The sequence below is a fragment of the Mycetocola saprophilus genome (assembly GCF_000718085.1).
Taxonomy (GTDB): domain Bacteria; phylum Actinomycetota; class Actinomycetes; order Actinomycetales; family Microbacteriaceae; genus Mycetocola; species Mycetocola saprophilus.
Window position 1 is genome coordinate 657,232 of record NZ_JOEC01000002.1, and the last position, 23,092, is coordinate 680,323.

21 protein-coding genes are annotated in these 23,092 nt (G+C 66.2%); 12 read left to right on the plus strand and 9 right to left on the minus strand.

All coding sequences use genetic code 11. The features are described 5' to 3' along the window. Positions 1 to 2: 2 nt before the first annotated feature. The 8 genes from IE92_RS0108845 (at position 3) to IE92_RS0108880 (ending at position 8,885) form a co-directional block, all read left to right on the plus strand. Positions 3 to 878, plus strand: a complete 876-nt coding sequence (locus tag IE92_RS0108845) for a bifunctional methylenetetrahydrofolate dehydrogenase/methenyltetrahydrofolate cyclohydrolase (protein ID WP_030148140.1) — start codon at positions 3 to 5, stop codon at positions 876 to 878. Positions 879 to 989: 111 nt separating this feature from the next. Next, positions 990 to 1,913 carry an aldose 1-epimerase family protein gene (locus IE92_RS0108850; RefSeq protein WP_030148141.1) on the plus strand — a complete coding sequence of 308 codons (924 nt, stop codon included), beginning with the start codon at positions 990 to 992 and terminating at the stop codon, positions 1,911 to 1,913. Between the two features lie 147 nt (positions 1,914 to 2,060). Next, entirely contained in the window at positions 2,061 to 2,807 is a 747-nt protein-coding gene (locus tag IE92_RS0108855; protein WP_081863930.1) for a hypothetical protein, read from the plus strand. Between the two features lie 121 nt (positions 2,808 to 2,928). Continuing rightward, the gene (locus tag IE92_RS0108860) at positions 2,929 to 4,539 is read left to right on the plus strand and encodes a DNA polymerase Y family protein (RefSeq protein WP_030148143.1); all 1,611 of its coding nucleotides are present in this window, start codon (positions 2,929 to 2,931) and stop codon (positions 4,537 to 4,539) included. Positions 4,540 to 4,629: 90 nt separating this feature from the next. Beyond that, positions 4,630 to 8,094, plus strand: coding sequence for an error-prone DNA polymerase (locus tag IE92_RS0108865; RefSeq protein WP_030148144.1), 3,465 nt, complete (start codon positions 4,630 to 4,632; stop codon positions 8,092 to 8,094). 55 nt (positions 8,095 to 8,149) lie between these two features. Further along, positions 8,150 to 8,308, plus strand: a complete 159-nt coding sequence (locus IE92_RS18640) for a hypothetical protein (protein WP_169740218.1) — start codon at positions 8,150 to 8,152, stop codon at positions 8,306 to 8,308. 10 nt (positions 8,309 to 8,318) lie between these two features. Continuing rightward, complete coding sequence (locus tag IE92_RS0108875; protein ID WP_030148145.1) at positions 8,319 to 8,558, plus strand: hypothetical protein; 240 nt, start codon at positions 8,319 to 8,321, stop codon at positions 8,556 to 8,558. Positions 8,559 to 8,690: 132 nt separating this feature from the next. Next, positions 8,691 to 8,885 (plus strand): hypothetical protein, encoded by a 195-nt coding sequence (locus IE92_RS0108880; protein WP_030148146.1) that lies wholly within the window; start codon positions 8,691 to 8,693, stop codon positions 8,883 to 8,885. 129 nt (positions 8,886 to 9,014) lie between these two features. Here IE92_RS0108880 and IE92_RS0108885 read toward each other — a convergent pair whose 3' ends face one another. Together IE92_RS0108885 and IE92_RS0108890 are read right to left on the minus strand one after the other, a co-directional pair. Next, on the minus strand, positions 9,015 to 9,413 hold the full coding sequence (locus IE92_RS0108885) for a DUF3054 domain-containing protein (protein WP_030148147.1): 399 nt from the start codon (positions 9,411 to 9,413) through the stop codon (positions 9,015 to 9,017). 39 nt (positions 9,414 to 9,452) lie between these two features. Next, positions 9,453 to 9,674, minus strand: coding sequence for a hypothetical protein (locus tag IE92_RS0108890; RefSeq protein ID WP_030148148.1), 222 nt, complete (start codon positions 9,672 to 9,674; stop codon positions 9,453 to 9,455). Positions 9,675 to 9,861: 187 nt separating this feature from the next. On the opposite strand from IE92_RS0108890, the gene IE92_RS0108895 reads away from it, so the two are divergent. Continuing rightward, a complete protein-coding gene (locus IE92_RS0108895) occupies positions 9,862 to 11,115 on the plus strand; it encodes an MFS transporter (RefSeq protein WP_030148149.1) in 1,254 nt (417 codons plus the stop codon). A gap of 92 nt (positions 11,116 to 11,207) precedes the next feature. On the opposite strand, the gene IE92_RS0108900 is transcribed toward IE92_RS0108895, so the two are convergent. Next, positions 11,208 to 11,681, minus strand: a complete 474-nt coding sequence (locus tag IE92_RS0108900; RefSeq protein WP_030148150.1) for an Lrp/AsnC family transcriptional regulator — start codon at positions 11,679 to 11,681, stop codon at positions 11,208 to 11,210. 205 nt (positions 11,682 to 11,886) lie between these two features. Here IE92_RS0108900 and IE92_RS0108905 point away from each other — a divergent pair, with 205 nt between their 5' ends. Beyond that, on the plus strand, positions 11,887 to 12,462 hold the full coding sequence (locus tag IE92_RS0108905; RefSeq protein ID WP_030148151.1) for a TetR/AcrR family transcriptional regulator: 576 nt from the start codon (positions 11,887 to 11,889) through the stop codon (positions 12,460 to 12,462). Positions 12,463 to 12,484: 22 nt separating this feature from the next. After that, on the plus strand, positions 12,485 to 13,480 hold the full coding sequence (gene gap, locus IE92_RS0108910) for a type I glyceraldehyde-3-phosphate dehydrogenase (RefSeq protein ID WP_030148152.1): 996 nt from the start codon (positions 12,485 to 12,487) through the stop codon (positions 13,478 to 13,480). Positions 13,481 to 13,510: 30 nt separating this feature from the next. Here gap and IE92_RS16645 read toward each other — a convergent pair whose 3' ends face one another. The 4 genes from IE92_RS16645 to IE92_RS0108930 all read right to left on the minus strand — a co-directional run bounded on the left by IE92_RS16645 (position 13,511) and on the right by IE92_RS0108930 (position 19,999). Next, a complete protein-coding gene (locus tag IE92_RS16645) occupies positions 13,511 to 14,026 on the minus strand; it encodes a hypothetical protein (RefSeq protein WP_156027484.1) in 516 nt (171 codons plus the stop codon). 54 nt (positions 14,027 to 14,080) lie between these two features. Next, positions 14,081 to 14,998, minus strand: a complete 918-nt coding sequence (locus IE92_RS0108920; protein ID WP_281173592.1) for a class C sortase — start codon at positions 14,996 to 14,998, stop codon at positions 14,081 to 14,083. A gap of 94 nt (positions 14,999 to 15,092) precedes the next feature. After that, a complete protein-coding gene (locus IE92_RS0108925) occupies positions 15,093 to 16,604 on the minus strand; it encodes a SpaH/EbpB family LPXTG-anchored major pilin (protein ID WP_030148154.1) in 1,512 nt (503 codons plus the stop codon). A gap of 32 nt (positions 16,605 to 16,636) precedes the next feature. Then, on the minus strand, positions 16,637 to 19,999 hold the full coding sequence (locus IE92_RS0108930) for a SpaA isopeptide-forming pilin-related protein (RefSeq protein WP_051701660.1): 3,363 nt from the start codon (positions 19,997 to 19,999) through the stop codon (positions 16,637 to 16,639). A 735-nt stretch (positions 20,000 to 20,734) separates the two neighbouring features. On the opposite strand from IE92_RS0108930, the gene IE92_RS0108935 reads away from it, so the two are divergent. Beyond that, positions 20,735 to 21,592 carry an oxidoreductase gene (locus IE92_RS0108935; protein ID WP_030148156.1) on the plus strand — a complete coding sequence of 286 codons (858 nt, stop codon included), beginning with the start codon at positions 20,735 to 20,737 and terminating at the stop codon, positions 21,590 to 21,592. 84 nt (positions 21,593 to 21,676) lie between these two features. On the opposite strand, the gene IE92_RS0108940 is transcribed toward IE92_RS0108935, so the two are convergent. Continuing rightward, the gene (locus IE92_RS0108940; protein WP_051701659.1) at positions 21,677 to 22,111 is read right to left on the minus strand and encodes a DUF4234 domain-containing protein; all 435 of its coding nucleotides are present in this window, start codon (positions 22,109 to 22,111) and stop codon (positions 21,677 to 21,679) included. A gap of 223 nt (positions 22,112 to 22,334) precedes the next feature. Beyond that, positions 22,335 to 23,060: a TetR/AcrR family transcriptional regulator gene (locus IE92_RS0108945; protein WP_081863928.1), complete on the minus strand. Its 726-nt coding sequence runs from the start codon at positions 23,058 to 23,060 to the stop codon at positions 22,335 to 22,337. Positions 23,061 to 23,092 lie beyond the last annotated feature (32 nt).

Genomic DNA, 23,092 nt, shown 5'->3' on the forward strand with positions numbered 1-23,092 from the left:
GGATGACGGCACAGAAGCTTGATGGTCTCGCCGCGGCGAGTGCCATCAAGGATGAGCTGCGTACCCGGATCGACGCCCTGCGCGAGCGCGGCATCGTTCCCGGACTCGGCACGCTGCTGGTGGGTGAGGACGGTGCCTCACGCTCGTATGTGGCGGGTAAGCACCGTGACTGCGCCGAGGTGGGGATCGAGTCGATCCGCGTGGATCTGCCCGAAACCGCGAGTGCCGAGGAGATTCGTCAGGCCATCCGTGACCTGAACGAGAACCCCGCCGTCACCGGGTACATCGTGCAGCTGCCGCTGCCCACGGGCATCAACGAAAACGAGATGCTCGAGCTGATCGACCCCGCCAAGGACGCCGACGGCCTGCACCCGACCAACCTCGGCAAGCTGGTGCTCGGCGTGGGTGGCGAACTGGATTCGCCGCTGCCCTGCACCCCGGCCGGCATCATCGAGCTGCTCGAGCGCAGCGGCGTCTCGATCCCCGGGAAGCACGTGGCCGTGATCGGCCGCGGCATCACCGTGGGTCGTCCGCTGGGCCTCCTGCTGACCCGTAAGGGCATCGACGCAACCGTGACCCTGACCCACTCGCGCACCCCGGACCTCGCGTCCGAGGTGTCCCGGGCGGACATCGTCGTGGCCGCCGTGGGTGTGCCGCACCTGGTCAAGCCCGAGTGGATCAAGCCCGGTGCCGCGGTACTGGACGTGGGTGTGACCCGCGTGGGCACCACCGAGTCCGGCAAGGCGAAGCTCTCCGGAGACATCGACCCGGCCGTGGCCGAGGTTGCCGGCTTCCTCTCGCCGAACCCCGGCGGTGTGGGCCCGATGACCCGTGCGCTGCTGCTGAAGAACGTGGTGGAGGCGGCCGAGAGGCTGTAACTTTTCCCACATTGACCGCCCCGCGTTCCCTCGGATCGCGGGGCGGTCTGCTTTGGGAGTATTGTCGAAACCGGTGGCAGGTGGCCGCCGTCGAGGAGGCCTAGAAACACGATGCACGCAGCTCCCAACGGACAGAGCTTCACACTCACCCACGAACACGGCGATCTCGCGTTGAGCGCCGAGATTACCGAGGTGGCCGCGGGTCTGCGGGTCCTCACCGCGAACGGCGTGGACGTGCTCGCCCCCTACGATGTCACCGAGCCTCGTCCGATGGCCTCGGGCATCGTGCTGGCCCCCTGGCCCAACCGCGTCGAGGATGCCCGCTGGGTACTCGACGGCCAGGTGCAGCAGCTGGATGTGACCGAGCCCGCGCAGTCAAACGCGATCCACGGCCTGCTGCGCTTCACCCCGTATACGGTGCTGGAGCAGACCGCGAACTCGATCCGGCTGGCGGCGACCGTGTTCCCGCAGCACGGCTATCCGTTCCACCTCGACACCGAGGTGGACTACGTACTGGATGAGCGCGGCCTGACCGTGACCCACCGCCTCACCAACCGCTCGGAGGCTCCCGCCCCGGCCGGTGTCGGCGCACACCCGTACCTCACGATCGGCGGCGTTCCCGCCTCGGACCTGACCCTCACCGTGGCCTGCGACACCGTCTGGGAGGTCAACGCCCACCAGATCCCGCAGAACGAGGTGCCCGTGGGCGCGGGCAACGACCTGCGCCGCGGTGTCGCCCTGAACTCGGTGGTCCTGGATCACGGCTTTGCCGCCCCGCACATCGTGGACGGCGTGAGTAGCCACACCCTCGCCGACCCGGCCGGACGCACCGTCACCATCTGGGGCGAGGAGCGTTTCGGGACCTGGCAGGTCTTCAACCCGACCCGCTATCCCGGAGACAACGCGGTGGTCGCGATCGAGCCGATGACCGCCCCCGCCAACGCCCTGAACAGCGGCATCGGCCTGGAGTGGATCGCCCCGGGGGAGACCTGGAGCGTGAGCTGGGGCATCCGCGCCGAGGGCTTCACCGCCTAGTTATCCACTACCCGTTCGGGCCGTGGGGATCTTCGGATTCCCGCGGCCCGTTTGTGTGTTGAGGCGCGGAAAACCGGGCCCGTCGCGATGCGATGGGACATGCCGTTCGTAATTGACTTAATCGAACATGTGTTCGAATATTAACCCATGTCGCTCGCTATCTCCTCTCGTGTGGGCACCGGACCCGCTCGGCCCGGTGCCGTCTCCGGTGCCGCCGAACGGGCGGGCACCGTGGCGGCGCTGCGTGAGCGCATCCGGGGGATGCAGCGCACCGAACTAGAGTCTCAGCCACTACCGACGCTGCCGGTTCTTGGCGATCTGCTGCCCGGCGGTGCGCTGCGGGCGGGCGGGTTATATGCGGTGCCGGATGCGCCGGTGCTGGCGATGGCGCTGGCCGCGGGGCCGAGCCTGGCCGGATCCTGGAGCGCCGTGGTGGACCTGCCGACTTTTGGACTGGAGGCCGCCGAGCGGGTGGGGATCAACCTCGAACGCCTGGTGGTGGTGCCCGATCCCGGCGCAAACTGGCTGGAGGTGGTGGCGGCGCTCGCCGATGTGGTGACCGTGATCATCACCGGACCCGCCCCGCACCTGAGCACCTCGGATCGCGCGCGATTGGCCGCCCGGCTGCACCAGCGGGCGGCGATGCTGGTGACCCTGGGCACCTGGCCGGGGAGCGACGCGGAACTGCGCAGCGGTGCCGGAAACTGGGGTGGGATCGGCGCGGGCTTTGGCTACCTGGGGGCGCGGGAGCTGCGGGTGGAGGCGACCGATCGCGCCGGACGCCTGCGCCGAGCCTCGCTGACCCTGGCCGAGAGCGGCGGGTTGATCGCGGCCGAGCGACCCGGTATCCGCGCGGTGCCGAAGCCCGAGCGTCGTTTGGCAGGGGTGGGCTGATGCCGCGGGACTGTGTTTCTGGGCCGGTGATGCCGCCCTGGTTGTGGCGTGTGCGGTGGATTCCTGAGCGCGCGGGTGCTGGTGCCGTGGCTGTGTGGCGTGTGCGGTGGGTGGTGGGTTTATGAGTGAGCGGGTGTTGGCCCTGTGGCTCCCCGATTGGGCGGTCCTCACCGCCGCCGAGGACGCGGAGATCTCCCTCGAGGCGCCGGTGGCCCTGACCGCGCGCGGCGAGGTGTTCGCCGCAAACGCGGTGGCACGGGCGCTGGGGGTGCGTCGAGGATTGCGGATTCGGGAGGCTCAGGAGCGGTCGGCCGAGGCGGTGTTTCTGCCGTATCGGGAGGATGTGGATCATCGACGCTTCGAGCCGTTGATTCGGATTCTGGAGGGCATCGTCCCGAGCATCCAGCAGGTGCGGCCGGGGCTGTGTCTGGTGCCCGGGCGCGGTCCCGCGCGCTACTACGGCAGCGAGGTATTGGCGGCGGATGCGCTGACCGCGGCGCTGCGTGAGGCGGGGGTGATTCCGGCCGGATCGGCGGTGCGGATTGGCGCGGCCGACGGGGTCTTCGCAGCTCAGCACGCGGCGTATCGTGCGGTGCCAGTGCCAGTGCCAGTGCCAGTGCCAGTGCCAGCGCCTTCACCTGCGCCCATCGCCGACGCGATCCTGGTAATCCCGCCCGGGCAGTCGGCGCGCTTTCTTGCCCCGATGCCGGTGACCACGCTGGGCGAACCCGAGCTGGCGCGGGTGCTCGCCCGACTCGGCGTGCACCGGCTCGGGGAGCTGGCCGCGCTGCCGGTAGCCTCGGTCCGGGACCGGTTTGGGGCGGCCGGGGAGCAGGCGCATCGGATCGCCGCGGGGGAGGACCCGCGCCGGGTGCGCCCACGCATCCCACCGGCCGAACTTGCGGTCGAGCGCGAGTTCGATCCGCCGCTTGAGCGCGCCGACCAGGCGGCCTTCGGATTCCGCGCCTCCGCCGACCGTTTCCTGGCGGGCCTGGCCGAGCACGCGCTGGTGGTGAGCGCGGTGCGGATCGAGATTATCGGAGACCGTGGCGGGCGCAGCGCCCGCAGCTGGCTGCATCCTCGACACCTCGATGCGGGCGACGTTGTGGACCGGGTGCGCTGGCAGCTGCAGGGATCCGGGGCGATCGAGGCGGCGCTGTCCGAGCCGGTGGCGCTGATCCGGGTGATCCCCGAAACCCTCGCCGCGATGAGCACCCAGGAGCCCGGGCTCTGGGGTGGCGGACCCGACACCCGCGTGCATAACGGGCTGACCCGGTTACAGGGGATGGTGGGCCACGACGGGGTCCTGACCGCCCGGATCGGCGCGGGTCGCGAACCCCGGGAACGCCAGAGTCTGGTGCCCTGGGGTGAGCGCGATCCGCGCACCGATCCCGCCGGTCCCTGGCCTGGGAGCCTGCCCGGGGCACCACCCCAGACGGTGTTGGCCGAGCCGCTGCCGGTGCGGGTGATCGATGCGGCGGGGGAGAGCGTGAGCATCACCGACCGGGACGTGCTGAGCGCCCCGCCGCACCGCCTGGTGATCCCGCCGCTCCCGCGAATCGCCCCGGGCGGGGTGGATTCGACGGTTCGGGCGTGGGCGGGCCCCTGGCCGGTGATCACCGGGACCACGGCCGAGCGAGTGGACCGCTTTCAGCTGGTGGATGAGCGCGGCCACGGCTGGCTGGTGCGCCGCGATCACACCGAGTGGTGGGCCGAGGCCCGCTACGACTAGCCGTGGTGATGGCCGGGAGCACGTGGTGGGGCTTGGGGCGAAGTGCACACACCCGCTACGAGGAACTGAGACAGTAGAGAGGAGCGCGAGATGGGATTCTCGAATCCGCCGATCCCCTGGTCGGAGTTTGAACGCCGGCTGAGCGGGCGGCGCACGACCGAGGCCGAGCCGGAGATTGCGGAGACGGCCGCCGAACCGCGCGCCGAGGACCTCTCCGGAGCAACGGACGGCCCGGGATACGCCGAGCTGCACACCCATTCCAACTTCAGCTTCCTGGACGGGGCATCCGGCCCCGAGGAACTAGCGAATGAGGCTGCCCGACTCGGACTCCACGGCCTGGCCCTCACCGACCACAACGGGTTCTACGGGGCGGTACGCCTGGCCGAGGCCGCCGAGAAGCACCCCGATCTGCACACGATGTTTGGGGCCGAGCTGACCCTGGGCCTGGACGCCCCGCAGAACGGGGTGCCCGATCCGGCCGGTCAGCACCTGCTGCTGCTCGCCCGGGGGATCGAGGGATACCATGCGCTCGCCGGGGCGATCACCCGCGGACAGCTCGCCCCCGAGGCCGAGAAGGGCGCACCGCGGTTTGATCCCGATGTGCTGGCAGAGAGCCTGCGCGACCGGGTCATCGCCCTCACCGGCTGCCGCAAGGGGCCCGTACGCTCGGCCCTGGAAACCGCGGGGCTGGACGCCGCCCGGGCCGAGCTGATCCGGCTGGAGGAACGGTTTGGACCCGAGAACGTGCTGGTCGAGCTGACCGACCTGGGGGATCCGCGCGACAGCACCCGCAACGACGCCCTGGCTGCCCTCGCCCGGGAGCGCGGCCTGCCGATCGTGGCGACCACCGGTGCCCACTATGCGGCCCCGAACCGCCGCCGCCTGGCCCGGGCCCTCGCCGCCGTGCGCGCCCGCACCAGCGTGGACGCTCACGCCGGCTGGCTGCCCGCCGCCGGCGGCGCGTATCTGCGCTCCCCGGCCGAGATGCACGCGCGCTTCGCCCGGTATCCGGGGGCCGCCGCGCACACGGTGACCGTGTCGGAGGAGATCGGGTTCCGGCTGCGCTCGGCCCGTCCGAAGCTGCCGCGGCAGGAGGTGCCCGAGGGGCACACCCCGATGAGCTGGCTGCGCGAACTCACCTGGCGCGGGGCCGCCAAGCTCTACCCCAACATGAGCGAGGGCGACCGTGACCGGATCACCCGCGAGCTCGCGGTGATCGAGCAGAAGGACTTCCCCGGTTACTTCCTCATCGTGCACGATATCGTGCGGTTTGCACGCTCGCGCGGGATCCTCTGCCAGGGGCGTGGCTCGGCCGCCAACTCGGCCGTGTGCTACCTGCTGGAGATCACCGCGGTGGACTCGATCGCCTACGGTCTGCCCTTCGAGCGCTTCCTCTCCAGCCTGCGCGCCGAGGAGCCGGACATCGACGTGGACTTCGACGCCGACCGCCGCGAGGAGGTCATCCAGTACGTATACGAGCGCTACGGACGCTTCAACGCGGCGCAGGTCGCCAACGTCATCACCTACCGGCCCAAGGCGGCCATCCGGGACATGGCCAAGGCGCTGGGCTATACCCCGGGGCAGCAGGATGCGTGGTCCAAACGGATCGAACGTGGCAGCGCGCTCGCCGAGGATCCCGAGATCCCCGAGGAGCTGCGCACCCTCAGTACCGAGCTGCTGGGGTTTCCCCGGCACCTGGGGATCCACTCGGGCGGCATGGTGCTGACCGATCGCCCGGTGGGGGAGGTGTGCCCGATCGAGCACGGCCGGATGGATGGACGCACGGTCCTGCAGTGGGACAAGGATGACTGTGCCTGGATGGGCCTGGTCAAATTCGACCTGCTGGGCCTCGGCATGCTTGCGGCGATCCAGCACTGCTTCGACCTGGTAGAGGAGCACATCGGCGAGCACTGGGACCTTCACTCGCTCCCCAAGGAGGAGGCCGGGGTGTACGACCAGCTGTGCCGGGCCGACGCCGTGGGGGTTTTCCAGGTGGAGTCGCGCGCGCAGCTGGGGATGCTCCCGCGGCTGCGTCCGCGCACGTTCTATGACCTGGTGATCGAGGTGGCGCTGGTGCGTCCGGGACCCATTCAGGGCGGCGCGGTGCACCCCTATATTCGGCGCCGGATGGGGCAGGAGCCGGTGACCTACCTGCACCCGAGCCTCGAACCGGTGCTTGAGCGCACCCTGGGGATTCCGCTGTTTCAGGAGCAGCTGATGCAGATGGCGATGGCCGTGGGAGGCTGCGACGCCGAGGACGCCGACCTGCTGCGCCGGGCGATGGGTTCCAAGCGCGGACGGGAGAAGATCGCGACCCTGCGTGAAAAGCTCTATGCGGGCATGGCCGAAAACGGCATCGTGGGGGCCGAGGCTGACAACATCTACGAGCGGATCGAGGCCTTTTCCAACTTCGGCTTTGCCGAGAGCCACTCGATCAGCTTCGCCCTGATCGTCTATGCGAGCGCCTGGCTGCGCCTGCACTATCCGGGCGCGTTCCTCGCCGCGCTGCTGCGCGCCCAGCCGATGGGGTTCTACGCCCCGCACACGCTGGTGGCCGATGCGACCCGGCACGGGGTGCGCACCCTGCGCCCGGACCTGCACCGTTCGGGGGTGGATGCCGGGCTGGAACCCCTGGATGCGTCCGATTGGCATTCCGCCGCGCACGGTACGGCGGCCTTCGGGGGGCCCGGCGTCCGGTTTGCCGATTCCGGCTCGGCGGCTCCGGGCACGCGGCCCGCCGGTTCGCGCTCGGCGGGTATGGACGCCTGCCTGCACACGCCGGCCGAAAGCCCCGGCCCCTTCGACCCTGCGGGTCCCATCCTCGATCACGAACATCGTCGCGACACCGGCTTCGCCGTGCGCCTGGGCCTGGCCGGGATCACCGGGATCGGAGCCGAGGCGGCCGCGCGGATCGTCGCCGAGCGCGAGCGCGGCGGCGAGTATCGGAGCATGGAGGACCTCGGCCGTCGCACCGGACTCTCGGCAACCCAGCTGGAGGCGCTGGCCACCTCGGGCGCCTGCGACGGGCTGGGTACCTCGCGTCGGCAGGCCCTCTGGCAGGCGGGTCCGGCCTCGCGGGAGAACCCGAATCAGCTGGCCGGATCCGCGGTGACCGTCCAGCCGCCGCTGTTTGCGCTGCTGGATGCCCAGGAAACCCTCGCCGCCGACCTCTGGGCCACCGGGATCTCGACCGACGATCATCCGATGCGCGGCCTGCGTACGGTCCTCGGCGCCCGCGGAATTCTTGGGTCGGCCGCGCTGCGTGACACCGAATCTGGCCGTCGGGTGCGGGTGGCCGGGGTCGTGGTGCACCGTCAGCGTCCGGCCACCGCGTCGGGGATCACGTTTGTGAACCTCGAGGATGAGGACGGGATGATCAACGTGATCTGTAGCGTCGGCCTCTGGCAGCGCCACCGCCGGGTACTGCGCGAATCCCCGGCCCTGGTGATTCGCGGCATCCTGGAGCGTAGCCCCGAGGGCATTATTAACCTGGTCGCCGACGGTGCCGAACCCCTGGATCTTGCGGTTCGCACCCGGTCCCGAGATTTTCAATAGCAGAAGGTTTTCGCTCGAATCGAGTTTCGGGGCACTCCCTCGGTAGACTGTCAGCATGATTTTTGTAATTGCACTGGTCCTGTTCCTGGGTGGAATCTACCTGTTTGGTCTGGCCTTCCAGCTGGAAGAGCTGCACGCGGTTGTGTTCTTCGCCGGAATCCTGGCGATTTCGCTGAGCCTCGCTATCCCCTTCCACATGCTGCGGAGGCGCTAGCGGGAGAACGGTGACCGTTCTCAAGGAGGGGCGTTCCGAGGTAATTGCCGGGGACGCCACGGCGCTATCACGCGTGTTCTCGGTGGTGGGCATCCTCGGTTTGATGACCGGGATCCTGCTGATCGGCGTTGCCGCCTACCGGCTCGACGCCGCCGGCGCGGGGATCGGCCTGGGCGTGATCGCCCTCGCCATCATCGTGCACGCGATCGGTGTGCTCCTGCGACTGCGCCGGGGTTTTGCCTGGCGGTAGTCGCGCACCGCGCACCAACACTGAATGACGATTCCCCTACGGGCGAATCGTCATTTTTGTCTTTCCATTGGATTTTCAGGCCCAATCGAGCAGAATGAAAACGTAGGTTATTCACTAGCTCGAGGAGGAATTATGGGATTCATCGAAGACGCCAAGGAAACCATCGAAGCCGGAGCCGAAAAGGTTTCGCGCGCCGCGCACGACCTGGTGGACCAGGCCAAGGACAAGGTTGACGAGGTCAAGGCAGACGCCGAGGTCAAGAAGGCCGAAGCCGAAGCCGAATCGGTCCGCGCCCGTAACGAGGCCAAGGACAAGCTGCGCGACTAATCGCCAACTTAAACGGAGAGGCGGGGACACCACGGTGTCCCCGCCTCTCCGCGTTAACGAGGGTCAGCGGACTCTCGCGGCACGCACCGCTGTGATTACCCGGCGGGGCATCGGGTGTATGAACGGAGGCTAGCGGCGGGCGGTGCGACGTCCACGACGCGACATCAGCAGCAGCGCCAGTGCGCGCCAGCCGATCAGGAAGACCGCGAGGACGCCGGCGGTCACCAGCACAAACGAGATCGGGGCTTCCCCTCCGGCGAGAACGCGCAGCGGGAGGCCCAGCACCACGGTCGCGAGCCAGATCAGCGGACCGGTCCAGCGCAGGGCCACCGGGTTGCGCCAGGCGAGGGTGACGATCCAGCCGATCGCCGCGCCCACCAGGAAGGGCCAGGCGGTGCCGAGGATCCCCAGCAGGTCGTTGCCCTCGGCGTGACTGCGCCGACCCAGCATCACGAAGACGATGATCAGCAGGGCGTCCAGCGCCGCGGCGGAGACGATCGATCGGGTGGGGGAGGATCCAAAACGCATGCTCCCAGTCTAGGGGCGGGCGTTCGGGCGCGCGGGCGGTTAGCTGCGGCGCAGCGCGAAGAACATCACCACAAAACCGGCCAGGCCCACGATCATCACACCCAGTTCGGTGCCGGTTGCCGGGCATGCGGCGGCGATGATGTCGTCCCCGCAGGTGCGCCAGGGCTGGAGCAGTCCCAGCACCAGTCCCACCACGCCGAGGGCCATGAGGCCCATGCCGATGAGGCCGAGGGGATTTGCACGTCGTCTGGAGGCAGCCATGCCTCCATCGTACGGGGTGCCCACGCCGCCGAGCTGTCCACCATGTCCGTCAGGCGGCGGGAGGATCCCCGCAATCTCGCACTGATAACCACTGTGATCTGGATATTTGCTTGGTGGCGCGCGAAGGTAGCGCCTATCGTGGCGCAGGCCCGCCAACGTCGGTGGGCCCACTCGAGAGGAGCCCTCCATGACCTCATCGCTCGCAGAGCCCACACCGGATCGGCACCGGGTACGCGGCCCCCTCCTCCGACTCCTGTTTTCCATCCTGGGCGCCAACCTCGGGGTGTTTTTTCTCTGGGGAGCGATCCCGGGCATCCTGCTACCGCTCCAGATTCAGGCATTCGGGGAGGATCAAAAGGCACAAAATCTGGCGCTGGTGCTGGCTGTCGGTGCCGTTGTTGCGCTGATCGCGCAGCCGCTGGCAGGCATGGTCTCGGACCGCACCCGGACTCGGTTTGGCCGACGAAGTCCGTGGATGATCATCGGCGCGCTGGTGGGCGGAATGGGACTGATCGGCATCGCCAGCGCCTCCACGCTGGTCCAGATCATCATCTCCTGGTGCGTGGTCCAGCTGGCCTATAACTTCTCCCAGGGGCCACTCAGCGCGGTCATGCCCGACCGCGTCCCGGGGCCCGTGCGCGGCTTGTTCTCGGCGTTCACCGGACTCGGAGTGATGGCGGGAATGGCCGGCGGACAGGTGATCGCCAGCGGATTTGCCGACAGCGTTCCCGCCGGATACCTGTTTTTTGCCGGGGTCGCCCTGGTGGTGCTGGTGGCGTTTGTCCTGCTCAACCCCGATCGGGACAACCGTGGCGAGCCGCGCGAACCCTTCGACGCAAAAACCTTCTTCCACACCTTCTGGGTCAACCCGGTCAAACACCCCGATTTCTTCTGGGGATTTAGCGGACGCATGCTCCTCAATGTGGGGACCAACCTGGTGGTCGGGTATCAGCTGTACATCCTGCAGGACTACATCGGGCTCGGTGGGGAGGCCATCCGTCTGGTGCCCGTGCTGGCGGTGATCAGCCTGGTTGCGACCACGCTCGCGGTGCTGATCTCCGGCCCGCTGTCGGATCGCCTGGGACGTCGCCGTGTCTTCGTGGTGATCGCGGGGATCGGGATGGCGGTGGGATTCTCGGTGCCCTGGATCGCCCCCTCGGTCACCGGGGTGCTGATCTATGCGGCCCTCGGCGGATTCTTCAGCGGGGTGTTTCAGGCCGTGGACACCGCGCTCATGAGCGAGGTGCTGCCATCGACCACGACCTTCGCCAAGGACCTCGGGGTGCTGAACATCGCGGCCACCCTGCCGCAGACCTTCGGACCCGCGCTGGCCGGCTTTATCGTGGTGTTTTTCGGGGGCTACGTGATGCTCTTCCCCATCGCGATCGTGCTGGTGGTGCTGGGCGCGATAGCGGTGATCCCGATCCGGTCGGTGAGATAGGGGCGCGGGTCAGGGCGGGGATGAGGCGCTCCGGATGGAAGCCCGTGAGCGACGCCGTCGCAGGGTTGGGAGGCGCTGCGGCCGGGCGCTTCTTAGTCGAGGTCCGCGATCGGGATGACCTCGGGGCTGCGGATGTGCTCGTAGACCACCGAGGTGCGCACGTCGGCAACCTCGGGTTTCTCGGTCAGCCTGTCGATCACAAACGCGTAGAGGTGGTTGTTATCGGGCACGGCCACGTGCAGCAGGAAATCCTCGGTACCGCTGGTGACAAAGACCCCGATGACCTCGGGCAGGGTGGCCGCCCACTCGCGAAAGTCCTCGATGTTGGCCCGGGTGGGCGGGCGAACGCGCACGGCGACCATCGCCTGGACGGGGCGTCCGATCTGGGTGAGGTCGAGGTCGAGTCGGGCCCCGCGAATGATTCCACGCTCGCGCAGCGCGCGGGTGCGATCCAGCGCGGTGGTGGGGGCGACGCCCACGGCGGCCGCGATGTCACGATTTGTGCGTCGTGCATCACGCTGCAATTCCCGCAGGATCGCCGTATCTAATTCGTCCAAACGGGCCATATTCACATCTTATCCGCAGAAAATACGAGTTATCCACAGAACTATGCACATGTTTATAAACTGTGCGAGCTTCACCGAATTAAATACGGGTAATTATCTAGAAACTCGAACCGTGAACGCATTCATTGGTTTTCACTCGGATGCGATTCACCCGGGCGAGCCTGCGTGGGTTGAAAATGTACATACTAGTAGTTACAGTTAATGCATGACGACCCGCGAGAAGCTCACGACCGCCATGGCCGACCTGCTCTGGGAGCGCGGCTACGCGGCCACGAGCCCGCGAGACGTTCTGGATCGTGCGGGCGTGGGTCAGGGCAGCATGTACCATCACTTCAGTGGCAAGCATGAGCTCGCCGTGGAAACGCTGCGCGAGACCGTCACTCAGGTCACCGAGCGGTCGATTCTGCTCACCGGCGAGGGCACCCCGATGGAGCGTATCCGCGCCTATCTGACGCTGCCGCGTCCGGGCGTGCGCGGGTGTCGCATCGGACGGATGACCCAGGACCCGCAGGTGGTCGAAGACGCCGAGATGATCGGCCTGGTGGCCGGAGGTTTTGACCTCATTATCGAGCGCTGGGCCACGGCCCTGACCGAGGCAACGCGGGCCGGGGAGCTACCCGCCAGCGTGGAGCCGGTCGAGCTGGCCCACACCCTGGTGGCCGTCATTCAGGGCGGCTACGTGCTGGCCCGCGCGCACGGCGATCAGGCACCAATGGATGCCGCGATCCGTGGAGCCCTGGCGCTGCTGGATGCCGCCGGTGCCCCGCGCCCCGAGATTTAACCGCACAACAGAAGGAGTACCCATGTCCACTCGGATTGGAATCAACGGCTTTGGTCGGATCGGTCGTAGCTACCTGCGCGCCGCCCTGGCGAGCGGAGCCGACGTTGAGGTGGTCGCGATCAACGACATCACCAGCGCTCAAACCCTCGCAAACCTGCTGGAGTGGGACTCGATCTCCGGACACCTGGACGGCGTTTCGGTGGACGGTGACTTCATCGTGGTGGGCGAGCGCCGCATCCGCGTGTTCTCAGAGCGGGAGCCCGACCAGATCCCCTGGGGCTCGGTCGGTGTGGACGTGGTGGTGGAATCCACCGGCTTCTTCACCAGCGAGGAGAGCGCTCGGCGCCACCTGGTTGGTGGTGCCCGGAAGGTCATCATTTCGGCACCGGCCTCGGGTGATCTGCCCTCGGTGGTCCTCGGGGTGAATGATGAGGTGATCAACGACTCGGTGGAGGTCATCTCCAACGGTTCCTGCACCACCAACTCGCTGGCCCCGCTGGCAAAGGTCCTCAACGATGCGTTTGGCATCGAGCACGGTCTGATGACCACCGTGCACGCCTACACGAGCGATCAGCGCCTGCAGGATGCCCCACACAGCGACCCGCGTCGGGCCCGCGCCGCCGCCCTCTCCACCATCCCGACCTCCTCGGGGGCGGCCAAGACGATCGGCAAGATTATCCCCGAACTTGACGGCAAACTCACCGGTCTGGCCCTGCGCGTTCCGGTGCCGGTGGGATCGATCACCGACCTCACGGTGAAGCTCACCCGCCCCGCCACCGTGGAAGAGGTCAACGCGGCGTTTGCGGCCGCCGCAGCCTCGGGCTCGCTGGCCCACGTGCTGGAGTATTCCGAAGCACCGATCGTCTCCGCCGACATCGTGGGCAATCCGCACTCGACGATCTTCGACGCCCCGCTCACCCAGGTGGTGGGTGACCAGGTGAAGGTCTTCGGCTGGTACGACAACGAGTGGGGATTCACCAACCGTCTGGTGGAGCTCTCCGAGCGTCTCGGGGCCTAACCCGGCGATGCGAAGCCGCCCGGATCGAGGTTAGTCATCACAGATGACAAGTGCTAAACCGCGATCCGGGTGGTAGCTCCAAAAGGCCTGATACTGGCCCCAGGAGAGGGTCCGTCGACCATCCGTTGACCGGGTACGCCCGACCTCACGCACCACCCGGGGCGGGGCCTTCACCGCCGTCAGCACGCAGACGGCGCTGTCATAGGAAACCCCGCGTACCCCCGGGAGGCTCCCGGTGAAGGTTTGCAGCGTGAGGGCCTTGCCCTCCCGATGAATCTGGACCCACTCGTCGGGGTTATAGGGCAGGGCCCCGTCTTCATCCACAATGCACCGGGTTTTTGCCGACTCTAACGGGGTGGGTGCGTTCGGCTCGATGAAAAGGGAGAGGCCGGATGTCACCACGATCACCGAGCCGATGGTGAGTCCCATCAGCCACAGGCTTCGACGTGGGCGGGTTTCCTGCTCGCCGCAGAGCGAGTCGTGGGCCTCGGGCTGCGACGAGACCCCCGAATCATTAGGGGTGCGGCTTCGGGAGATCAGCCCCATGATGCACGTCCGCGCGCGATAAACATCGTGAAAAGCGGGGTGTGGGGCACCGTCTTAGCGCCGCACATGGACACTCGAATCCACGTATCCGCGCCGCCATACATAGACGGCGGCGAGGGAAAGTCCAAGCGTGGCCAACACTATCCACCACGGAAAACCAGGAAGATCGGACATCATCCCCACGGAGCGAACCGCCTCGGGCGGGGTGGGGGTGATCCGCTCACCCGTCACCAGAATGCGCTGGGAATTGATGCCGAGCGGAGTGCAGGTGATCAGGGTGACGAGGTCCTTACCCGGAACCGCGGTGAGCGTTCCGGTGTCCTCGGGGTCAATGACAGAGATGTCGGTGACCCGGTAAACCAGTGCCTCACCCAGGGTTTCCACGGTAAAGGAGTCGCCCTTTTTCACGCGGTCCAGGTTGGTAAACATGGTGGCGCTCGCCAACCCCCGGTGTGCCGTGATGACCGACCGCGTCCCGGACCCACCCACGGGAAGGTGCGAGCCTTCCAAATGGCCAGCTCCGCGAAGCAGCGTCTCGGGGGAGGTGCCGTGAAAAATTGGAAGGTCCACGTCGATTGCGGGAATCTTGATTCGAGCCATGAGACCGTCATTATCGGCTCGAAGCATGTCTGCGTAGCGCAGCGAGTGCCCCTGCACTGTGCCGGTACTCACGGGAACCGTGCCGTCGGCCTCAAGTTTGACGCCGGCGATCAGCGCCTCGTTATAGGCATGAGCCTGGGCTAGCTGTTGCGTAGGGGTGAGAGCAAGGTGCTGAGGACGGGAAGAGTTTTGAAGAACCTGCGACTGATTGTAGGAGGAAATCCAGGCGGCGGTCATGGGATAGATGCCCGCGCCCAACCCCAACAGCGCGCAGAGCGTGATGGCCCAGGTGAGTGCTCCCGGCCTCCATCCGCGTGAGATGCTACGGCCGGATCGTGGTGCCAGATGTTTGGTCAAGAAAGTGTCCCTCACACGTGGTGGGCGGTGAAGTTTGCCGCCCGAACAACATGAAAATGCGGGGGAACCGGTGGGAACCGATCCCCCCGCATCCGTTACGTGGGCTGCCCTACAGGGCCGAAGAGCGTCGGCGACGCATCATCACCAGGCCGCCCGCGATACCGAGAGCTCCCAGTGCCGCAATGCCCAGCAGAACCTGTCCGGCTGCACCGGTCAGGGGGAGTCCCGGGACCGTCTCCTGCTGGTTGGTGATCTCGACATTGTCGCTGGTGACATCCCCGCGCAGCACCGCTACCGGCGTGAACGGGTTTGCCGGAAGCACGTAGCCCGCGGGGGCCGCGGTTTCTTTGAGCACGTAGCAACGCTGGGTCGCATCGATCGCCGGGTTCTGGCTGTCGGACACGAACAGTCCGGCGAGTGCGACCTTGCCCGAGTCATCGGTGGTGTGCGAGGTCGCTCCAGCGACGCTGATCGGTGCGCCGGTGGCCACTGAGGCGGAGCAGTCTGCCGCATACGGGTTGGTGGCCGCGTATACCTCAAAAACCGCACCCTTCAAGAGACCCTGGGACCCGGTGGTTCCGGTGGCCCGCTTGAGAATCTCCAGATTCCCCCAGTACGAACGGACCTCGTTGGAGGGCAACGGCGGGTTGCCGTTGGGATCAAAACCGGGGTTGTTCGGAATGAAGGTCGCGGTGTTGGGGATTGTACCGTCGCCGATTTGGTTCACCGTACCGGCAAAGTTGACGGTGACCCGCTGGCCAACGTGCGCGTTGGGGCCCTCATTGAGCCATGCCAGCCCGGCCGCTGTCATATTGAAGGTGACGCGCTGTCCCTCGTTCACCACCGTGTAGTGGCTGGTCTCCATCGGAGCACCATCAACGGTGACCGAAACCTGTGCCGGATTCACCGGGGTCAGGCGGGCATCCAGGGTGTCGCGAATCGCAAAGCCGGTCCAGGGGGTTCCGACCCGGGAAATGGGCACGGTCACCGGGTAGGTCACCACCGACCCCAGGCCCAGGTTGGCCTGCGGCGCGATGGTTTTCTCGATCGCTCCCGAGGAGTTTTTCGGGTAGGCGTGGACGTCATATACCCAGCCCCCCTGATGCGGCATGGGGACGGTGAGGATGAACGGCTGAGCGCGATCGATGATGTTGGCCGGAGCCTGGGTCTCACAAACCTGGTACACGCCCACCGGGAGCGGTGTGGTGGCGGCGCCCGTGGCATCAGTATTGGCCATCACGATCGGGGTGCCCAGGGTGGTCCCGGCCGGTGCGGTACACGCGGCACCCGGGGTGAGATCCTTGATCCCGGCCCAGTTGGTCGACACGGTGAGATCGATCGGGGTGCCCGCCGAGAGAACGGGATAGACGGTGAACTGCACCCCGGCTACCGGATCGCTGAAGGTCCCCGCGGCCGGGGCGGCGCTGATGTCCCCCTCGACCTGGGCCGACTGCTGCAGGAACTTATGCACGGTGAGCGAGCCGATTCGGGTGCCGTCGATATTGCCAAAGTCCTGCGGCGCCGCACTCGCGCCGGTTGCCCCAGCGGCGAGCGATGCAACGGTTAGTGCAACGGCACCGAGAAACGAGGCCCCGCGCCAGCGAGATCTGTTGTTATTCATGATTGAGTCCTTCGTCGTCTTAAGTTCGGGTCTTAGTTCGTGGAGGTGGGGATGGTGAGAATTCCGCGGGAGGCGCGTCGACGCAGGAAGAGGAGAATTCCCGCGGCCGAACCGCCCAATCCCGCCAGGACGATAAACGCCAGGGTGCCGGTTCCACCGGTGAGCGGAAGCACGGGTCCCTCGGCCTGATCGTTGGGGATGGGCTGCGGCAGGGCGCTGATGCCCTCGACCTGCACGTAGTGCGGGGTTGCGTCAAGCACATACCCCGCGGGAGCACGGGTCTCGGTGAGCTGGTACAGCCCGTCGGTCAGGTTAGACACCGTGAACGCACCCGCGGCCGGGTTCGTATCCGCGCCCGTGCAGGCGGTGGCCGAACCCTCGACACAGTCGGTCACTGGGATCGGGGTGCCGAGGGGGGCGTGGGCGGCATCCACGCGGACCAGTTCCCACTCGGAACCGGCCAGGGCACGGCCCTGAGCGCCGCTACTCACCTTTTGCCAGGAGAGCGAGGAGGGCAGGATGGTGATTCCGGCCGGGTCACAGGAGGGATCGACGGAGGGATCCTCCGGTGTGGCACAGGCGTTGTTAATCACCCGGTCTCCCGCGGCATGACCGGTCATCTTGACCTGGTATTCCATCGTGTAGGCGTTTTCCGCACCGGGGCGCAGCTCGGGTAGCACCGCGCCGGGGTTCAACCCGGCCGGGAGCGGGTCGATGGCGGCCAGATCCAGTCGGTCATCGGAGAGCTTCAGATTTGTGATCGTCTCGTCACCGGTGTTGACCACAACCAGCCGGTAGTGCACGGTGTCACCGGTGTGGAACGCGGGGTAGTCATCCACGTTTTGTGCGTCATGCCAGACCCCGTCGGCATCCTGGACGTACTTCTTCATGGCCACCGAGTTCACCGCGGCAATCTTGAACCAGCTCGAGGTGCGCATGACCAGTTCGGTTCGACTCGCTCGTGCCTCGGCACGGTTGACATACATGTCGTTGAACGTGGCACCGGTGGTCTGTACGTTGATTTTGAATTCCTGGTTGGCGCTTGCCGGCAGAGCCGGACCAATCACGCGTACCGCGGTGGCACCGGGAACAAAGACGGGAGACCATCCCACGGTGTTACCGGCGATGCTTCCCGCGCTGCCGTTTGAGGGATGAGCGGGATCGTCGATCAGGGTCGCGGGGGCCGCGGTGGTGTAGTACACCGTTGCACCGGCTACTGCCTGGATCGGGCCGGAAAGCACGTAGCTACCGGTGAACGTGGTTCCGCGACCGTCACCATTGAAGGGGAGGACATCAACGGTATCGGTGAAGGTTTGAGCCCCGGTATCCGCGGAGGTGAGGCGGACCGTCCAGCCGTCCTGGGCTACCCCACCGACGTGGGGGACCTGCTGCTGATCCGCGGTCTTGGTGAGGAAGGTATAACCGCCCTCACGGATTCGCGTTGTCGCCGAGGCGGTGTTGGTAATGCCGCCGAAGGAGATTGTGGCGTCATTGCGGAAGGTCTGTCCCGCGCTGGCGTTTTGATCAATAGTGGCGCTGAACACGATGGTGAAATCGGTGTTGGTTTGAACACTCGGACGAATCCACTGAATGTTTTGGCCGTTGGCCGTTGTCGGGGGCACACTGGCGCTCCCGGGTACGTATGTGAGACCGGCGGGCAACACATCGCCGATGTTGACGTTTTGCACGGTCGTATTTGCCGGCGCCTCGACCCGATACCGCAGGGTGAAATTCACCGTGGCACCGGGTACGGTGACCGGCTGATCGACGGTCTTGGTGATTTTGGGTGTCCCCGCGACGATGCGCAAAACGTCTCGGCCACCACCCGTGTACGGATAGCGTCCCGCGGTTAGGGTTCCCTCGACCGGCTTATCTGCGGCGAGCATGGTGCGGTGGGGGTGGAACCAGGTTCCACCGATCTGATAGCTGGTCCAGGTCCAGATGTCCTGGCCCACAACGGCATTGGACTTCACCCGTGAATACGTATACAAGTTGGCAATAGCGGCCGGAATGTTGGAACTCGCCGGAAGGGTCGCACGAATGGCCTTGACCGTGGAGAGGTCTGCGGGCAGCGTGGTTTGCCACACCAACCCGGCCTGGTTGCATTCAAACGCATTCGGGTTGTAGTTCTGGTTGGTGGGATCCACCAGGCCGTTGGTTCCGGTACCCGTGTAGTACTCGTATGTGACCCCCGGATACGGCGTGACTACACCGCCGGCGAGTGTCCCGGCAGTGGAGCTCTCAAAGGTTGCAAACTTGGTATCCAACACCGTGCACAGCTGGGTGTTGGTTTCGGCGCCCTGGGGAGGGCGCACGCCGGAGGTGGCGAGTACCGGCTGCCCGGCGAGTGTCCGGAAGGTGTCCGTCCACGTGGTGCCATCAACCGGCGGCTGCATGCTTCCCAGTACCCATCCACCGGTCCACACACCGCGAGTGGCTGCCACGCGGTTGGAGTTGTTGGTGGCGAGGCCCGGGGAGGTTTCCCCCACACTCGAGGTGTAGGTCGGGTCGGCGGTGCTGAACGTGATGGTTGTGGGGTTTACGTAGGTAAATCGCACGTTGATCAGACCGGAGGCAACCACATCCCACTCGGTGGGGAGGTCGATGCCGGTGCTGTCCTGGGTGGGATCTAACGACTTGGAGTAGTCGATACCAGTCAGGGTGAGTCGAAGGAGGTTGGGGGAGACCTGAACCACGGTGCAACCGGTGGGGAACGGAGCAGTTCGGGTGGCAGGGTGTCCGGCCCCGGAGAACGGATATGTCGGATTCGACAGACTCTGTGGTGTACAGGCCGCAGGAGCAGGCACGATTGCCTCGCCGTTACCGGAGGTGAATGCGAGGTCATAGGAGACGGTGCTTGGGCCGGGATTAGCCCCGGGTGCGTGGCGGAGAGCCCAGGGGAAATTGAGTTCCTGAGTGTTGCCCTGAACCACATTGCTCAGCGGATTTCCGCCGCTGAACTGCATATCCATGCCGAAGGGGTTCACCATGTTCAACGGGGGGAGCGAAGCCTGAACCTCGTTTACTCCGGGCTCACCCACACGAGCCGACAGGGAAACCTGACTGCCGGTGAGGCCCTTGGCCTGCATACCGGTGATGATGAGTTCCGCGGTACCGAGGTTGCGCGTTCCCAGGTTGCATACCAGGGTTGCGCCGGCGTCGGCGATGGTGGAAACGGGGGTGACCCCGCTCACTCGGCAAGACTCGGGCAGTTCCGTGAAGATCGCGCTCTGCGCAGAGAACGTCACCGTCACATTGTCACGGGCGGGATTCTCGGGAGCGGGATCGGCGTCGTTAACGTTGTATCGCCAGGTGCTTGAGAGGCCGGTTCCCGAGGTGACCGGGTTGGGGGTGCCTGGTGCCCACTGCCCGGTGATCTCATATACCGGTGTCACGGCGTTGGCAGCGGGCGTGAGGGTAAGCCCGCCAGCTGCCAAGAGCAGGGCGAGTGCCGAGGCTGTTCCGACGAACAGCGCTCGCAGGCCCTGCCGGACCCGTGATTGTGGTTTCAGGTGTCTTGCGGTGGGGCGAGTAGCCGGGTCACGACGAAACCGTCGAGGAGAAATCCCCATCTGTCAACTTCCTTCTTGTGGCGCGGAGGATCGGTGATTTCTTCCCGCTCCGCGGCGCGGGAAGACCTGGTTTGTGGGTGGCGTTTTCCGTCACGGTGTCGTCATTGAAACCATGCTGATTCGGAGTGCTCACGGGGTGGGCTGGTAGGCAAGCGAAGGTTTTCGCCGGGGCGAGTCCTGCGCGGCGCGGATGGATCGGTCGGGCCTCTTGGGATGTCGGTGACGAAGAATTCGTCACCAGGATGGAAGTGGCTTGGGTACCGATCTGGCCCCCACGCCACCCTCGTTTTCGCTACGTAATGCATACGTATGTTTTGTTTTGGGTCAATAACGAGGGTCTTGTCCCCCGTAATGGGGGTAATTTATCACAGCTCGGAGATTATGTGAATTTAATTGTGCTAATGTACGCGCTTACTTCATGACCGTGCTCTTAATTCGGCGTGTACGGATGGGGGAGATCTGAGTTTTTGAGTCGTGAAGAAGAGTCCGCGGTAGGCTCCAAATAACAGACCGCGTGCTCACCGGCGTGAGCGCGCTCTACTCGTGAAGGATCTCCAAATGCCGCAGCGGTGGACCGCCCAAAACCTGCCCGATCTCTCCGGCAAAACGGTCATCGTGACCGGTGCCAGTAGCGGCATCGGCGAGGTGACGGCGCGGGAGCTCGCCCGGGTGGGGGCACGCGTGATTCTCGCGGTCCGCAACGTGGAAAAGGGGCGGGCGGTGGCCGCGACCATCGACAGAGATACCGAGGTGCGGGAGCTCGATCTCGGCAGCCTGGAATCGGTACGCGAATTTGTGGCCGGCTTCGAGGGCCGGGTGGACATCCTGATCAACAACGCCGGGATTATGCAGGTGCCCGAGCAACGCTCGGCGGACGGGTTTGAGCTCCAGCTGGCGACCAATTTTCTGGGGCCGTTCCTGCTCACCAACCTGCTGCTGCCGCGGATTACCGAGCGGGTGGTGACGCTGTCCTCGGTCATGCACCGCATGTCGCGGATGGACGGCAGCGACCTCGGCTGGCAGCGTCGAAAGTACAGCGATATGGGCGCGTACAGCGATTCGAAACTCGCCGACGTGTACCTGGCTAAGGAGTTGCAGCGCCGCCTCGAGGCCGCCGGGAGCCCGGTGCGCTCGGTCCTCGCACACCCCGGTGTTGCGCTGACCAACCTGGCGGTGGGCACCAGCTCGAGCTTCATCTATCGCTTCCCGAAGCTCGTGAACGACGCCGCCCACGGTGCACTCCCGACGCTGTATGCGGCCACCCAGGACGTTCCGGGTGGTGCCTTTGTGGGCCCCAACGGAGCGTTCGGGATGAAGGGGTACCCGAGGGTCGGCGACTCCAACCGCCGCGGCCGTGATCCGGAACTGGCACGCACCATCTGGGCCTCCGCCGAGCGGATGACGGGGCTGGCCTAGGGGTTAGCCGCTCGTTTCGCCGAGCCTCCATCGAAAATGGCCCCGACAAACCAAGGTTTGTCGGGGCCATGTTTTGCGAGCTGGTTAGCCGCGCTCGTTGTAGTCGGCGCAGAGGGCGTTCATCGAGGTCAGCCACTTGTGGATGAAGATGAACGGACCCACGATGATGAGCGAGCCGAGGACGCTCCACAGCCAAAAATCGGCCGCGGAGATGGTCTTGGGCAGGCCGCGGCGGGCCTGCTCGTTGCCGATCCGGTCGGAGGTCTTGTGCCACCACACCAGTGCGGCGATCCCCAGGGTGATCGGACCGATCAGCAGCGCCAGCAGCCAGTAGTTCATCGAGCGCTTGTTATCGTAGCGGCCGGCGATGGAGTTGAGGTCCTCGCCGCCGCGGGCGGTCACCCAGATGGTGTAGATACCGAGGGTGATAATGCCGATGAAGATGTACTTCACCAGCGAGCGGTTGGTGTCGAAGTTTGCGCGGACCGGCGCAGCTACCTGGGCGGGAGCCTGAGTCATAATTCGTGGATCTTTCTAATATGCGCTCCGCACCGTCGGCAGAGCTCCGAGCGCGCTTCCCGCGTGAAGTCGCGCTGGCACCCGATTGATAGTAGTAGTTATCTGAGGATCCACTGGCAAAAAATGAGAAAAACTTGCCAAAATATTGTTCTCGGCGCTATAAACCCCCTGGACTGGGGGTGGGGTGGATGCTCGAACGGGCTCGCAATCGAGGTCAAGCATCCTAAGACCGAGACGCCGGTTCCTGCCCGGACTCCTGCACGGTCAGAATCTCGTGAGCCTCGCTCCGTGCCGCCGCGATTTCGGGGTCGCCGAGGCCCAGGATGCGCAGGCACGAGGTGGCGATCATCTCGTCATCCAGGGCGGTGCCCGGATTCGGATCACGGCGCAGCTGGATCACGGTTTCGGCGAGCTGAATGAGGAGCAGCCCGATGCGTTCCTCCCCGAGGGCCGCGGCCACTCCGGGCGTCGCCGCGGCGAGGCCCAGCTCGCCGTAGATACCGCGCAGGCGAACCCTCTGGGCACGGAAGTGTTCGTAGCGGGGATCCTGAATCTCGGGGAGCAGGTACAGCGTGCCGATGTTGTGGGGTGCGGCGCGCAGGGTGCGGGTGTCCACCGTGGCCAGGGCAAACAGCATGCCGGCCGGGCTTGTGCCGCCGACGCTCCGCGTCCGCATGTCCTCGATAAAGTCGATGCTCGGGCGCACCGATCCGCTGAGCAGCTCCGCCAGAATCTCGTCCTTGCCGGCGAAGTGATAGTAGAGCGACTGCTGGCGGATGCCCACCCGCTCGGCGATCGCCCGGGTTGAGGCTCCCGAGAACCCCGACTCGACAAACAGCGCGGCCGCCGCATCGAGAATCTGTTCCCGGGCCGACAGCGTGGAGGCGGTGCCCTCCGCCCGGGCGCGCGGGCGTCCGGCCCTGCCGGCGGCGGTCGAAGATGAAGCCATAATCTCCATAATGTCATGCCACCGGCCGGGTG

Excerpts from the sequence above, each read along its gene's own strand:
- IE92_RS0108855 (WP_081863930.1), top strand. The coding sequence starts at position 2,061 with ATGTCGCTCGCTATCTCCTCTCGTGTGGGCACCGGACCCGCTCGGCCC.
- IE92_RS0108850 (WP_030148141.1), top strand. The coding sequence starts at position 990 with ATGCACGCAGCTCCCAACGGACAGAGCTTCACACTCACCCACGAACAC.
- IE92_RS0108900 (WP_030148150.1), bottom strand. The coding sequence starts at position 11,681 with ATGGCCCGTTTGGACGAATTAGATACGGCGATCCTGCGGGAATTGCAG.
- IE92_RS16645 (WP_156027484.1), bottom strand. The coding sequence starts at position 14,026 with ATGGGGCTGATCTCCCGAAGCCGCACCCCTAATGATTCGGGGGTCTCG.
- IE92_RS0108865 (WP_030148144.1), top strand. The coding sequence starts at position 4,630 with ATGGGATTCTCGAATCCGCCGATCCCCTGGTCGGAGTTTGAACGCCGG.
- IE92_RS0108935 (WP_030148156.1), top strand. The coding sequence starts at position 20,735 with ATGCCGCAGCGGTGGACCGCCCAAAACCTGCCCGATCTCTCCGGCAAA.
- IE92_RS0108945 (WP_081863928.1), bottom strand. The coding sequence starts at position 23,060 with ATGGCTTCATCTTCGACCGCCGCCGGCAGGGCCGGACGCCCGCGCGCC.
- gap (WP_030148152.1), top strand. The coding sequence starts at position 12,485 with ATGTCCACTCGGATTGGAATCAACGGCTTTGGTCGGATCGGTCGTAGC.
- IE92_RS0108940 (WP_051701659.1), bottom strand. The coding sequence starts at position 22,111 with ATGACTCAGGCTCCCGCCCAGGTAGCTGCGCCGGTCCGCGCAAACTTC.
- IE92_RS0108895 (WP_030148149.1), top strand. The coding sequence starts at position 9,862 with ATGACCTCATCGCTCGCAGAGCCCACACCGGATCGGCACCGGGTACGC.
- IE92_RS0108905 (WP_030148151.1), top strand. The coding sequence starts at position 11,887 with ATGACGACCCGCGAGAAGCTCACGACCGCCATGGCCGACCTGCTCTGG.
- IE92_RS0108885 (WP_030148147.1), bottom strand. The coding sequence starts at position 9,413 with ATGCGTTTTGGATCCTCCCCCACCCGATCGATCGTCTCCGCCGCGGCG.
- IE92_RS18640 (WP_169740218.1), top strand. The coding sequence starts at position 8,150 with ATGATTTTTGTAATTGCACTGGTCCTGTTCCTGGGTGGAATCTACCTG.
- IE92_RS0108860 (WP_030148143.1), top strand. The coding sequence starts at position 2,929 with ATGAGTGAGCGGGTGTTGGCCCTGTGGCTCCCCGATTGGGCGGTCCTC.
- IE92_RS0108880 (WP_030148146.1), top strand. The coding sequence starts at position 8,691 with ATGGGATTCATCGAAGACGCCAAGGAAACCATCGAAGCCGGAGCCGAA.
- IE92_RS0108845 (WP_030148140.1), top strand. The coding sequence starts at position 3 with ATGACGGCACAGAAGCTTGATGGTCTCGCCGCGGCGAGTGCCATCAAG.
- IE92_RS0108890 (WP_030148148.1), bottom strand. The coding sequence starts at position 9,674 with ATGGCTGCCTCCAGACGACGTGCAAATCCCCTCGGCCTCATCGGCATG.
- IE92_RS0108925 (WP_030148154.1), bottom strand. The coding sequence starts at position 16,604 with ATGAATAACAACAGATCTCGCTGGCGCGGGGCCTCGTTTCTCGGTGCC.